The sequence below is a fragment of the Pectinatus cerevisiiphilus genome, assembly GCF_004341685.1.
In the GTDB taxonomy this organism is placed as follows: domain Bacteria; phylum Bacillota; class Negativicutes; order Selenomonadales; family Selenomonadaceae; genus Pectinatus; species Pectinatus cerevisiiphilus.
Genome location: NZ_SMAA01000016.1, coordinates 1 through 12,988 on the forward strand (window position 1 = coordinate 1; position 12,988 = coordinate 12,988).

The following is a 12,988-nucleotide window of genomic DNA, read 5'->3' on the forward strand; positions in this document are numbered from 1 at the left end:
TCCACCTGTTCCCATTCCGAACACAGTAGTTAAGCATCCACAGGCTGAAGGTACTTGGGGGGCGACCCCCTGGGAGAATAGGTTGTTGCCAGTTTAGTTTTATATCAGGTTGTCTTTTGATAACCTGATATTGCTTTATAAAATGGTGGCTATGGTGAAGCGGTCAACACGGCGGATTGTGGCTCCGTTATTGCGTGGGTTCGATCCCCACTAGTCACCCCATTATAGGGGCATAGCTCAATTGGTAGAGTACTGGTCTCCAAAACCATTGGTTGAGGGTTCGAGTCCTTCTGCCCCTGCCATTAATTTAATAAGTGGAGTGGTACTCAAGAGGCTGAAGAGGACGGTTTGCTAAATCGTTAGACCGGGTAACTGGTGCGAGAGTTCGAATCTCTCCCACTCCGCCACTTTCGTAAGGTTCACGGCATTGGAAAGAAATTTCTGATGTCGTTTTTTTGTATTTTAGAGCACAATTTTATGATTTATCGTCAATGGTTGAGGTTATAAAAATTTAGAGATTACATAGACAGTAGAAAATTTGTTGTTAAGAAGTCATATCTTTTGTATTATTGAATAAATCAGCACTGTAAAGGAGGCAAATATTAGGATTTTTCTGATATAATTCTATATTGTGAGGTGATAAACATGTCTGCCACGTTAGCACGAAGGATCGGGCTGCGTATTGCGTATTATAGGAAATTGCAAGGTTATACGCAACAACAGTTGGCACAAAAAACTGATATAAGTTTTAGTTATTTAGGGAAAATAGAATGTGGTGCTTTGAAAAATTGTGCATCGCTGCCATTATTAATGAAAATTGCCAGTGGACTTGATATTTCATTAATGGATTTATTAAATGATAAATTAAACGATAATTTATAATGATTTACGCGATGGTAAAAAGTTTTTTAGACATGATGTATAAAGAATTTTTTATTGGTTATTTAAATTTTAAAATTCAAAAAGGGTTGTTTTATTATATTAGTTTAAGTATATTGTAGGAGATGTTTCTGGTAATATCATTTTTAATGAATAAAAAAATAAAATAATAATGAGTGGATTTTTAAAAAGGAGAATCATTTTATGGAAAAATATGGGAAAATATTAACGCTGAGTATATTTTTTATTGGATTTTTTTGTATAGGATCCATCGTATCAGCAGAATCTGTTGGCGGTGTTTATTTATCACAAAGTATATATGATGTGGAAGATATGTATGGATATCCAGATAAGGAATTATCAAATTCCCTATCTCAAAAATTTACCGGTGAAGATTTTTCCAATCTTAGGCATTATTATTATAAAAATGGAATGATTGTGCATGTAGATGCTAACGATATTGTTAAAGCAATTAGTATAGTCGGTGGTGACCGTAAGCTGGATAATAGTGGACTTACTATAGGTGCCGGTGATTGGCAATGGTTAATTTATAGTATTCCTGGATATAGTGCAAAATCGAAGGTCGCGTCTGATGTCGATGGTATAAATGTAGTGTATGTATTTAAAGATACATCAGATGGCAGTTACATACATGTATGGATGGTTGGCGAATTAAGCTTGCATACTACTCCATATGCTAAAGCAATAACTGTATCTAGTTTGCAGCATCCTCAAACTGGTAACGTAGAACATTATGGTAGCTGGGGTTATTAGAAAGCAGAATTATGTGTTTATGGTCTTTTCCTAGGTAGTGTTAGCATATAGTTTTTGAACTGCCTCCTTCATAAGTTAGAGTTAAAAATCTAGCTTATACGGGGGCAGTTTTTATGAACAAATTTACTTTTAAATTAATTATGGCTAAAAAGAAAGTAAGTTTTTTATTAATACTTGACATATAGTAGGATTAAATAGTATTATCATAGAAACTAGTGTACATACACATAGTCTGAGTGTAATGTGGCAAGAGAGGAGCTGTATCTGTGAAGAAACAAATAAATGTATGTCCTATGCAGGCTAGCCGTTGCAACTGTATGAATCTTCGCAGAGCCTCTAGAGCAATTACTCAATTTTATGATGACACATTAAAACCGAGTGGATTAACCATTACACAATTGTCCCTTTTGCGGCATCTTGAGATGGTAGAAGTGGCTACTATTAGTGAATTGGCAAAAATGGTACAGATAGATCGTACCACATTAAATCGAAATATGAAGCCATTAATTAGAGAGGGATTTATTGATATCAGGCAGGGGAAGGATTCACGTACACGGCAAATATCATTAACGCTTCAGGGGAAAGATGCAGCGGCTAAAGGTTGGAAATTATGGAAGGTGGCTCAGAAAAAAATAGAAAAATATATGGGAAATACTGAGTTGGCTAAGTTGGTTCAATTGCTCTTAAAGTTAGAAAATATTGTGTACTATGATGAAAAAAAGCAATAAGTATGAAAGTCTGAGGAAATAGTTATGTATTTACATACGTGTATATGCACATATATAGACAACAAGGATAACATAACAATGTTTTAATTGGAGTGATAATGATATGCTAGTAAACAGCATACAAGAAAAAGTTAATGAATTTATATCAAAAAGTCCCCTGAACATAATAGAGCATCTTGATACCTTGTCCTCAACGCCAAATTCTGTTGAACCTATGAAAATATATGAATTACCTTTAATAGGTATTGCTAGTGCTGAAGATTCATTGTGGGATACATTTAAAAACAGTAATGTGATTGGGCCCGATCATATGACTCCCAATGAGTGGCTGCCGGGAGCTAAATCTGTAATATCGTATTTTTTACCGTATACTGCAAGGATACGTGCGGCAAACAGAATTGAGAAAATAACAGCAACCGAATGGCTTTATGGTCGTTGGGAAGGAGAATTTCTTAATCAAGCATTACGTCAATTTATCATTGACTTGTTTGAAAAAAATGGTAATAGTGCATTAGCGCCTGCTTTAGATAAGCGATTTACTGTTAAAAACCTTCGTGCAAATTGGTCAGAACGACATGTTGCTTTTGTAGCAGGATTAGGAACCTTTAGCCTTAGTCGATCAATGATTACCGCAAAAGGGGCAGCCGGTCGGTTTGGCAGTGTAATAGTAAGTTCTTCATTAGAACCAACAAAACGGAGCTATACAAAATTTGATGAATATTGTATAAAATGTATGGCTTGCGCTAAGCGTTGTCCGCCTCAGGCGATTAATAAATTGGGGAAAGATAATGAACGTTGCAGGATACATTTATCTAAGGAAAAAGAAATGTATAGTCCACGCTATGGTTGTGCTAAGTGTCAAACAAAAGTACCTTGTGAAGACAGGATTCCAATTCAGTTTGGAAAAAAATAATTGGAGCATAGTAGAGAGAAACTAAGATAATATTGAATTGACATAATGTTTTACTAGATAGGCTTTAGAGAAAAATATATATAAGTTATATGGAGAGGTATAGAAGAATGGAATTAATAACAGTAGATCAAAAAAAATGTATTCAATGTGGTATCTGTATTAAAGAATGTCCCTCATTTGTTTTAAGTATGGGGAAAAATGGACCACAAGCAACAGCACCTCAGTCCTGTATCGCTTGCGGGCATTGTGTTGCCGTATGTCCACGGGCAGCAATCGATCATAAAAAAACACCTTTAGCCAATCAACTGGATCTAGCAGATTATCCTAAATTAACTGCAACGGAGTCCGAGGTATTTTTACGCTCTCGTCGTTCAATTCGTAGTTATTTAAAAAAAGCAGTTCCGAGAGAAGATCTGTTAAAACTTGTGAATATAGCTAGATTTGCACCTACAGCAAGTAATTCGCAAGGAGTATCGTATGTAATTATCGACGATAGGGAAATCTTGGATACAGCGGTTAAAATAGTGATTGAACGTTTGGAAAATGATAAGGTATTGAAACAAATATTTGCGCACTATTTAAATGTATACTATGAGAAAGGAATTGATGTTGTCCTTAGAAATGCGCCCAGCCTCATTTTATCGACTGCTGATATAAATGCTACACGAGGTAGAGAAAATTCCATTTTTTCTTTAGCATACTTGGAACTATATGCACCAACACTTGGACTTGGTTCATGCTGGGCTGGAATTTTAGAGGTTTTAGCGCTTGAGCTCAAATCACCTTTACTTAAGTTATTTCATATTCCGGAGGGTAGAAAGATTACTGGAGCCGTAATGGTAGGCTATCCTCAATATAAATATAAACGATTAGTCGATAGGAATCCTTTGGTAGTTTCTTTTTATGAAAAAAATAATGATTAATATTGGGAAGGATATTTCTAAAGAATATATTTTTTTGCTGAATATTTTTATTATATGATGGTTTTGGATATTTGGGTTTTATACTAAAAATTGGGGTAAGCTTAAACTTTTTTGCTTACCCCAACATTTAGTATAGAACCTTTTTTATTATCATAAATGCAATTTATGTTTTTTATTGCTTATCTAGAAAAGATAGTGTCTTTAAGCTTAGTGGACCAGAACCGAGAAATGCCAATACTACCTGCAAGAAAATCCATAAGAGAGGAAATTCATAGCCACCACGATTAGCCCAGATGCCACTTGGAATCCAGACCTCCATAGCAGGAACTAATATCACTAATGCCAGCAATGAAATACTACGGACATAAAGCCCAAGTATCAAACTGATGATGATAATAGTCTCAAGGGTTATATCTCCCCAGGCAAATAAGGGTGGATAACCCAGGCTGGCAAAAAATGCTTCTGTTTTGCCCATTCCTTGAAAAAATACTTTGTATCCCAAATGGACACTCCAATAGAGCACAAGTACGAGGTAAAGCAACGATACCGTAAGGTGTTAAGGATTGATTCTTTTCGAAAGCAGCCAGATACTTCATGTATTTCCTCCTTGATTTAAACTTTAGTAACGTTATCCGTATTTACTTAGACGATGCTATTCGAATTATGTAAAATTTAGATTATTGATGAATGGATATGATTGCGAGATATACCAGATTATACTTGGATTTACTTTTATCATATTACATTCAGAGCAACACTACTATTTAATGTGTTTATGATAACGTCCACATTCTATAAAGTCAAGGAATTGTGTTGATATTTTTTGTAAATTTAATAATAGTTATCGGGAACATTATTTTTAAACGATAGGCCGTTCCTATCTGCGGTTATTTGGTGGATTGTTGACCATTCATAAAGTTTATCTAGGCTGGCAGGAAAATTAAAAAATTGAGGATTATCATATACGAGAAATAATTGATAGTCATTTAAGATAAATAACCATTTATAAATTCTTCAGTGGCGCGTATATCAAACCGAGGTGATGGAATATAGTGGCAAACAGCATTATTGTCTTTCCATGTTAGTAAAAATGTGTCGATAAAGGGGCCTTGATTATAAACAAGTTTAAAATTGAAATGATTATTAGAATAATTATAAGCTGCAAAGGGTGAATTATAAAAAACCGTTGAACAGGAATCAAATTGATTTTTGTCACCGGTTTTATTTTTTTGCCATCTATTAAAATCGGTGTTCAGTATGATGGTTTTTGTTGTCAATTCCATCTTTATAGTAGCGGTGGAATTGTTTGCAGGGATAATTGTGATGGCTCTTAATCCCAGCTTGTTTTTAATGAAAATAAAAGATTTCTTTAAGAGAGGAATCTTTGCTGAGGATTGAGAAACAGGAAAAGGTATAGTGAGATTGGCTGCATATTTTTGAAATACTGGCTGCTTAGCCGTAAGTTTAATTGTGGTGGTAAATGAATTTATAAAATTCCATACGGTAGATAAAATGGACTGGGTTTGGCTCCGTGCGGCGCTGCAGGTCATGGCAATGACTATATTTTCATCAGGCAGGATAAGGCAATATTGCCCAAATAATCCTGCTGCCCGAAAGGCATGTTTGTGTGCGCATTTCCAGAAATAGTAGCTATAACCTTGAATGCTGTCAATAGCCAGTTCATCCTTTTGGCAATTTTGGGTAGAAACATGAACGGAAAACAATTTTTTTATATATTTTTCATCCAAAAGTTGACGCTTTTTATAATTGCCTTTATTTAATAGGAATAAACCAAATTTGGCGAGATCAGTAGTTCTTATTGACAAGCCCCATGCTCCAGGATTATAATTTTGGGAATTTTTTTCCCAGCTAACATCTGTTATATCCAGTGGTTTGAAAAGGCGCGGTTGAAGATATGTATATATGTCCTCACCTGTTAGTTCTTTTAAAATAGCTGCACATAAAAACGGGCAGCGGTTATCATAAAAGAACTCTGTTCCAGGCTCATTTTGCGGCTGTAGTTGAAAAGCTTCCTTTATCCAATCAGGCTGTAAATAAAAAAGCTGTGGTTCTTTATCTACATAACCGAAACGCATAGATAAAAGATCTTTGACAGTTACTGCTAGAAGTTTTTTGTCAGGCAGAAAATTAATTTTATTTTTTAAGACATCATATAAAAGTGTGTTTTCGTTTAAAATTCCCTCTTGCATAGCAAACATCATAGCGACGGCAGTGAAACTTTTGCTTACAGAGTAAACTATTTGCTGCTGATTTTTATTATAAGGTTGCCAGTAGGTTTCAACGGCCAATTCATTGTTTTGGTAGATAACTAATGAATGACAATTTAATTTATCAAGTTGTTGTATAAAACGTAATAAGATATTAGGTTTTTTATTTGAAAGTAAATAATTCATAGGATATCCTTGTAAAAAAAACGATTGGGAAAATAGCTCATCCAATCGTCTTGTCAATTATTATATAACAGAATTATCTAAGCATCTTTAGGCAATACTTTTTGTAAATGGCTGCCAATATAAGCAGCTAAGAAATTTTTTACTATGTCGCCGATTATAAAGGGTAATGCGCCTATTATAATGGCCTGTGTAATAGAAATTTTTGTAATCAGGCAAAGACCGGCAACACCAAAAAAGTAAGTGATGGGAATACTAACAAGTCCAGCAGCAAAATAATGCAATAATTTGGCATCATGTCCCTTTAACATACTGCTGATGGGATAAGCGACTATAAACCCTAAGAGATAACCACCACTTGGGGAAAGCAATGCCCCAATGCCACCACTGCCACCAACAAATACCGGTAGGCCGACAGCACCTAAAAGAACATATACAATTAGGACAATAAACGTTTGGGAAGGCGTCAATAAGAACGCGGTTAATAGTAATGCCAGCGTTAAAAAAGTAAAGGGAATAGTAGTAAAAGGAATAGGAAAAGAAAGATATGCTGATATGCAGATTATAGCGACACAAACTGCCATTTTACTCATAGTGCGTGTTGAAGACATAATATCAACCAGTCCTTTTCGTTAGTTATTAGAAAAATTATAATATACTATATATAGCACACTGTTTAATATTAGTCAACTTATAAATTTATATAGTTTACTAAATGGTTTTAAATTAGAATAAGCAAAATCAATAATTTGGGGTATTTGTTTTGGGTAAAATAGAAATGTGGACATAATCTGTTGATCCTTTTATTTATAAATGTGTCGGTATCCAGCGGCCTGGGCATCTTTTTCGGTAAAGAACCATTGGGCAACGTGTGTTGTTTTATTATAGTATCGGTCACCGGGCAGATGGTAGATTTTCGTTCCCCGTTCATTATCTATATGGCCTTTGATACCCTCTCCGTTTGGGCCATTGCCATAATATTCTTTTTCGTTTGAAGATGACTGGGGTGGTGCGGTTTGAGCGGGGTTCTGTTGTGTTTGTTGGGCAGAAGCAGTTTGTTCTGCTGAGGAAAACAGAGAGACTGGTGTTTGTTGTGTTTCCTCTGCTTTTGGGGACGCAGGCACAGTAGTATTTGCCTGCATAGATGATGCTGTTGCTGAAGGAGTTGTTTCTTTTTTGCTGCTGTCAAACATATAGGATCCGATTAAAAAGAATATGACTATGATAGCAAGGCAGCCAATATAGCCTTGTTTTTTATTTGGAGATGATTTCGGTTTTAAATGGGGCGTTGGTGGTGTCGGTGGGAGATTATTATCTATAAAATGTACTTCTGCATCAACAATAGTAGAGTCGTTGTCTTCTAGCATTATTTTTTCTGTTGGAAGACTTTCTTTTATTAAAGATCGTTTGCATTTAGGGCAGGCATCCCATTGCTTACGCATACGATGACCACAAAAAGGGCACTCAGTCAGTCGTTTACTCACAGGTTTATCCAAACGCTGAATGGTGTTGAAAGTGGTAGTCAGTTTTTTAGCACATTGATTTGTAGTGCGGCTGGGATTCCTTTTTTTACCCGTATTAAGAAGATCAGGCAATGTTTTCTGTGTTCGCCGATTCATATCTGTGTCCACCTTCTGAAACTAATCTAAAATATGTATATCTTCAGCCTCAAGCTTTTCTTTTACCCAAATATAATGTTCATCAATCGCTTCATAAAATTGTGGGCAAAAATCTGGATCGTTTAATATATAATTCTTGTCATATTTTTCGAGAGAATCATCAAAGCCAAAATAACTTTTGTTTATATAATCTACCCATACGTTATTACGATGAGTATAATCCTCATCAGTAAAACCTTTAAAGCAAGTTAGTAATTTATTTTCTTGCTCCGCAGTTAGCGTATTGGGAGTATTTTTTACTGTGGTTAATATGGCGTATATTGCTCTGGAGGCTTCAAGAAATTCTGTCCAGTTTTCCCTTCCATTAGGAAATTTAGGGGTACATTTCCAATATGCATAAGGGCGGTCTGGCCAATGGATAGCCGTTGCATGGCCTAATGGTGGCAGACTGTGTATTACAAGTGAAGAATTTTGGGCCAATTCCCAAAGGGATTGTTCAGGAGAAAGAATAGTAAGGTCTGTTAATATATTATTTTTAGAAATGCAACCTAAAAATTCTTGGTGTGACCAAGTATCTGCATAAACATGCAGCCCAATTCCTAATCGAAAAAGATTTTTATTAATTTGTAAATCAGTTGTTGATTTTAATTCGTCTGATAGTTGGAGAGCCAAATTGCTGTTCTTTTTGCAAACTAATTTATCTGTAGCATTTTTATTTAAGTTGGGTAAGAAATGAAATGGAAACCATATTTCATTGTTGTCCTTTAAATCGGATAAATTTTCTAATGGCTCATGGCCAGAACTACGATGCTTTCTATTGATTTTTAAAGTCAGCGTATTATCATCCACAAGCTGTGAAGCTGTAGCTAATGCTTTTGCATCTAATTTGTTAAAACCGGCCCAACGTGACAATACATAAATAGTGCCAAAATGAAAATCAATATCCATTCTTATTACCTTCTTTATTATAATGATTTATGTTCTATAAATTACTATGTTTCGAATAATATTGAGAAAAAATGCATAAATCAATCTAATGTTACACTAAATTAGCATAGAATTCTACAACTCCTTTGTCATTAATAGGTACAAAATGACTGATATTTAAACTTATATAGGGCAAAAAAAAGAGCTGCAAAATGCAGCTCAAATTAGTTTTAACTGTAAGTATTAACAAGGGGATTTATCTTTGTACTGAGAAATTATCCTTGTCTTTATTTTCATTCCATATGTACTCCATTTTTATGGTAATATCATCAGCTTCTTGTTTGCCAAGTTTATCAGCAATAAAACCTAATGACATGTCAATTCCTGCTGATACACCAGAGGATGTGTAGTATTTTCCATCAACAACCCAACGGGCAGCTTCTTGCCAATTTACTTCTGGACAACTATTTTCCACCCATGTAAAAGCCCGTTTATTTGATGTTGCCTTTTTGTTGTTTATACAGCCTGTTTTAGCTAATAAGACAGAACCTGTGCAAACTGTCAGGCAGTATTCGGCTTTATTGACAAACTTCTTTAAAGCATGAATAAATAAATCGTTATTTGCTAATGGTCGTACTCCCTGCCCACCCGGAATCAATAGTAATCCCGAGAAATTTTCCAAAGCTAATTTTTCTGTCATAACTGGAACATGCTGCCGGCTTTTAATAATTCCACCATCCATAGAAACATAACGCAGCTTATATTTATCCACGCAACCAAATACTTCAACTGGTCCAAAGGCATCTAAGCTTTCAAAATCATTAAATAATAGAATATTTATGTACATTAGATTCACTCCCTTTTCCACATTATAACATATTTATTAATTTAAAATGCTAGATAGAATTTGTGCGTTTGTAGTGGAAAAGTAAAACTTTTATGGCTCCTAAACGTTAAGTTTTTGTATTTTATCGATAGAGTCCATTTAAAACAGTTTTTATATATTTACGTCCATTTTCCATAAGAGAAAATTCACCATTGCCAAAACACCAACTTGCCATCATCCCACGGACGCTTGTTTCTAAATATAGAAATATTTCATTTGCTGTATATTAATGACTTATATATTTATGGTATTCAATAATGAAGGAGAATGCAATATGTTTATTATTAATCTTACTTACAAAAAATCTACTGATGAAGTTGACAATATCTTGCCACAACATATTCTATACTTAGAAAAAAATTACGCCCAAAAAAATTTCATTTGTTCTGGCAGGAAGAATCCACGTAATGGGGGTATAATTATTTGCCGCTTAAAAAGCATTGAAGAAGTAAAACAAATTATCCAAGAAGATCCATTCTATAAAAATGGTATTGCAACATACGATATTATTAATTTTTGTCCTTCAAAATATGCTGATGGTTTTGAAAAGTTTATAGATTAATGAGAAAACCTGCTGTGTTTATTGCATAGCAGGTTTTTTCCTTCTTTTATATTGATTGTGTATAAACGCGCTTTTAACGAATAAATTTATGGTTAAATAAGTCTACCTTCTGTTCCTTAAAATCAGTTGTTAAATTTTTCTTAGATAGGTCTCAACAGATTTATCAATTCAGTTTTGAATATCTTTGTCAGGCATTGTAAAATGTACTTGGTTCATCTTAAATCTTCCGATAGTATTGTTTTATTTGGACAGAAATATTATACTGTAAAAAGGGTTCAGATGGTTCTCTCTTTTCACACAATTATATGGAATTTATCCTAGGGCACTATCACTGTAAGGAGGCAATGATGAAATATAAAGTTTTAGGAAATACAGGCGTATTAGTATCGGAGCTATGTTTTGGAACCATGACTTTTGGTAATGAGACCGATGAAACGGAAGCTGCACTCATGTTTAATAGGTGCAGAGATGTCGGTATCAATTTCTTTGACTGCTCAAATAATTACAATGGCGGAAGAGCCGAAATCATCCTCGGAAAACTTATTGGTGATTGTCGAGATGAAGTTTTTATTACATCGAAAGTATCCCAACGGGTTGGTAAAGATGTCAATGCATTGGGCTCATCTCGGCGACATATCATGCTCTCTATCGAACAAAGTCTTTCTCGATTAAAAACAGACCGAATTGATCTTTACTTTATTCACCATTTTGATCCGCTTACACCTATGGATGAGACACTACGAGCACTTGATGACTTAGTACATCAGGGTAAGGTCCTGTACCTTGGCGTAAGCAATTGGGCTGCATGGCAGATAGCAAAAGCATTAGGCATCTCTGAGAAAGAAAACTTGGCCTGCTTTAAATGTATCGAACCCATGTATAACTTATTAAAAAGACAAGTGGAAGTAGAAATTTTACCATTGGCTCAGTCGGAGAAACTGGGGGTCATCTCCTATAGCCCGTTAGGTGCAGGGTTGTTGACCGGAAAATATTCTAATAGCACAAAACTAGGCACAGGACGGATTGTTGAAAAAAAGCAATACAGTCAACGCTATAGCAATCCAAGATACTATGAAATTGCTGAACAATTTACTAATTACGCACAAGAACTGGGTGTTAAGCCTGGAACACTAGCCATCAGTTGGATTATGGCTAACCCAGTGATTACCGCACCGATCATTGGTGCCAGAAACGTAGCACAATTGAATGATTCACTTGCAGCAATCAACTTCCATATGGAACCCCAAATACTTGATCAGATTACCAGGTTTTCTGATGCTCCCGGTAATGCAACAGACCGTTCGGAAGAAGAACTCGATTCAACGTTCAAATTGAGAAACAGCTAGCCTACAATCGAGAAGAATTGGCTACTATACTCATAGTGTGAGAGTTTTTCTGGTTCATCGTCAATAGTTGGGGTTATGAAAAACTCAAGATAGTACAAGAGTAGTAGGAAGATTATCCTGCCGCTTTTTTACAATTAGCAATAAATATCAATCTATTACGGAACCGTTTAAAGTTCCTGACACCGAAACAAATTCTTTTCAAAACCTTAGTCCTGTTGTTATTGGTAAAAGCAATTAATGAATCCTTTTTACAATGTGCATGGCAACGCGGTAAAATTCATTTCATGCGAAATATTCTAGCATATATTCCGGCGAAGGAAAAAGAATGATTTGCAGGACAGTTGAAACAAATCTGGTCACAGCCTGATTATAACAGTGCTAAAACGTATGCCCATTCTTTCATAGAATCTATTGAAAAATCCTATCCGGAAGCAACAGAGGTTTTAGAAGATGGTCTGGAAGATTCATTACAGTGTTATAGTTTTACACCAATAGATTTTCGTAAAATTGCTTCTAATAATATGCTTGAGCAGCTCAATCGGGAAATTTGCCGCCGGACAACCGTTGTAGGAATTTTCCCCAGTATGGATTCTTATATACGACTAGTTGTGAGATATCTGATCGAATATAGTGAAGATTGGTCAATGAGTTATTGCTATATTAATCCGAATACACTGCAACAGGTTAAAGGAAAAAGACAAAAATCGGTTGATTAATTGCTTCGGATTTACTTTAGATTTTGCGAACTACTATTGACATTAGCTTTCTAGAAGTGTTTTATTATATTCCGGATTACTCCCAGAATTTTTATGCGCTAAAAGGTAAATTAAAAAAAACAGCAAGTGCTGAGAACCCTAATGTTATCAGTTATACACTATGCTCCATAGTTGTTTCTGTGACACATGGCATAGAAGTATCTTCTTTACATTCTTCCTATTTTACTCATAATAATCATTACTTTATTAAAAGCTTCTTCCAAATTATAACAGGACCTATTTCCTAAGTTGTATTTTCTTATAT

At 35.0% G+C, this 12,988-nt stretch carries 13 protein-coding genes, 3 tRNA genes, 1 rRNA gene and 1 pseudogene; 12 read left to right on the forward strand and 6 right to left on the reverse strand.

Annotated features, from left to right (window positions below):
- The 9 genes from rrf to EDC37_RS09890 all read left to right on the forward strand — a co-directional run.
- Positions 1-94, forward strand: a 5S ribosomal RNA gene (rrf, locus tag EDC37_RS09850); the annotation flags it as partial.
- Positions 95-145: 51 nt separating this feature from the next.
- Positions 146-222, forward strand: a tRNA-His gene (locus EDC37_RS09855).
- A gap of 4 nt (positions 223-226) precedes the next feature.
- Positions 227-302, forward strand: a tRNA-Trp gene (locus tag EDC37_RS09860).
- 14 nt (positions 303-316) lie between these two features.
- A tRNA-Ser gene (locus tag EDC37_RS09865) sits at positions 317-407 on the forward strand.
- A gap of 238 nt (positions 408-645) precedes the next feature.
- A complete protein-coding gene (locus tag EDC37_RS09870) occupies positions 646-882 on the forward strand; it encodes a helix-turn-helix domain-containing protein (RefSeq protein ID WP_132550879.1) in 237 nt (78 codons plus the stop codon).
- 201 nt (positions 883-1,083) lie between these two features.
- Complete coding sequence (locus EDC37_RS09875; protein ID WP_132550881.1) at positions 1,084-1,653, forward strand: hypothetical protein; 570 nt, start codon at positions 1,084-1,086, stop codon at positions 1,651-1,653.
- Between the two features lie 266 nt (positions 1,654-1,919).
- On the forward strand, positions 1,920-2,381 hold the full coding sequence (locus EDC37_RS09880) for a MarR family winged helix-turn-helix transcriptional regulator (RefSeq protein ID WP_243642183.1): 462 nt from the start codon (positions 1,920-1,922) through the stop codon (positions 2,379-2,381).
- A 103-nt stretch (positions 2,382-2,484) separates the two neighbouring features.
- Positions 2,485-3,294 carry an epoxyqueuosine reductase gene (locus tag EDC37_RS09885; protein WP_132550883.1) on the forward strand — a complete coding sequence of 270 codons (810 nt, stop codon included), beginning with the start codon at positions 2,485-2,487 and terminating at the stop codon, positions 3,292-3,294.
- 107 nt (positions 3,295-3,401) lie between these two features.
- Positions 3,402-4,217, forward strand: coding sequence for a nitroreductase family protein (locus tag EDC37_RS09890; RefSeq protein WP_132550885.1), 816 nt, complete (start codon positions 3,402-3,404; stop codon positions 4,215-4,217).
- A gap of 172 nt (positions 4,218-4,389) precedes the next feature.
- On the opposite strand, the gene EDC37_RS09895 is transcribed toward EDC37_RS09890, so the two are convergent.
- The 6 genes from EDC37_RS09895 to EDC37_RS09920 form a co-directional block, all read right to left on the reverse strand.
- Complete coding sequence (locus EDC37_RS09895) at positions 4,390-4,719, reverse strand: DoxX family protein (protein WP_132550887.1); 330 nt, start codon at positions 4,717-4,719, stop codon at positions 4,390-4,392.
- 484 nt (positions 4,720-5,203) lie between these two features.
- Positions 5,204-6,631 (reverse strand): serine hydrolase domain-containing protein, encoded by a 1,428-nt coding sequence (locus EDC37_RS09900; protein ID WP_132550889.1) that lies wholly within the window; start codon positions 6,629-6,631, stop codon positions 5,204-5,206.
- Positions 6,632-6,708: 77 nt separating this feature from the next.
- Entirely contained in the window at positions 6,709-7,239 is a 531-nt protein-coding gene (locus EDC37_RS09905) for a biotin transporter BioY (protein ID WP_132550891.1), read from the reverse strand.
- Positions 7,240-7,431: 192 nt separating this feature from the next.
- The gene (locus EDC37_RS09910) at positions 7,432-8,247 is read right to left on the reverse strand and encodes a sunset domain-containing protein (protein WP_132550893.1); all 816 of its coding nucleotides are present in this window, start codon (positions 8,245-8,247) and stop codon (positions 7,432-7,434) included.
- A gap of 21 nt (positions 8,248-8,268) precedes the next feature.
- Positions 8,269-9,195 carry a DUF6765 family protein gene (locus tag EDC37_RS09915; protein WP_132550895.1) on the reverse strand — a complete coding sequence of 309 codons (927 nt, stop codon included), beginning with the start codon at positions 9,193-9,195 and terminating at the stop codon, positions 8,269-8,271.
- A 235-nt stretch (positions 9,196-9,430) separates the two neighbouring features.
- A complete protein-coding gene (locus tag EDC37_RS09920; RefSeq protein WP_132550897.1) occupies positions 9,431-10,021 on the reverse strand; it encodes a DJ-1/PfpI family protein in 591 nt (196 codons plus the stop codon).
- A gap of 313 nt (positions 10,022-10,334) precedes the next feature.
- Here EDC37_RS09920 and EDC37_RS09925 point away from each other — a divergent pair, with 313 nt between their 5' ends.
- The 3 genes and pseudogenes from EDC37_RS09925 to EDC37_RS09940 form a co-directional block, all read left to right on the forward strand.
- The gene (locus EDC37_RS09925; protein ID WP_132550899.1) at positions 10,335-10,622 is read left to right on the forward strand and encodes a YciI family protein; all 288 of its coding nucleotides are present in this window, start codon (positions 10,335-10,337) and stop codon (positions 10,620-10,622) included.
- 344 nt (positions 10,623-10,966) lie between these two features.
- Entirely contained in the window at positions 10,967-11,968 is a 1,002-nt protein-coding gene (locus EDC37_RS09930) for an aldo/keto reductase (RefSeq protein WP_196589895.1), read from the forward strand.
- Between the two features lie 221 nt (positions 11,969-12,189).
- Positions 12,190-12,684: pseudogene (locus tag EDC37_RS09940) on the forward strand (transposase); the annotation flags it as partial.
- Positions 12,685-12,988: the final 304 nt, after the last annotated feature.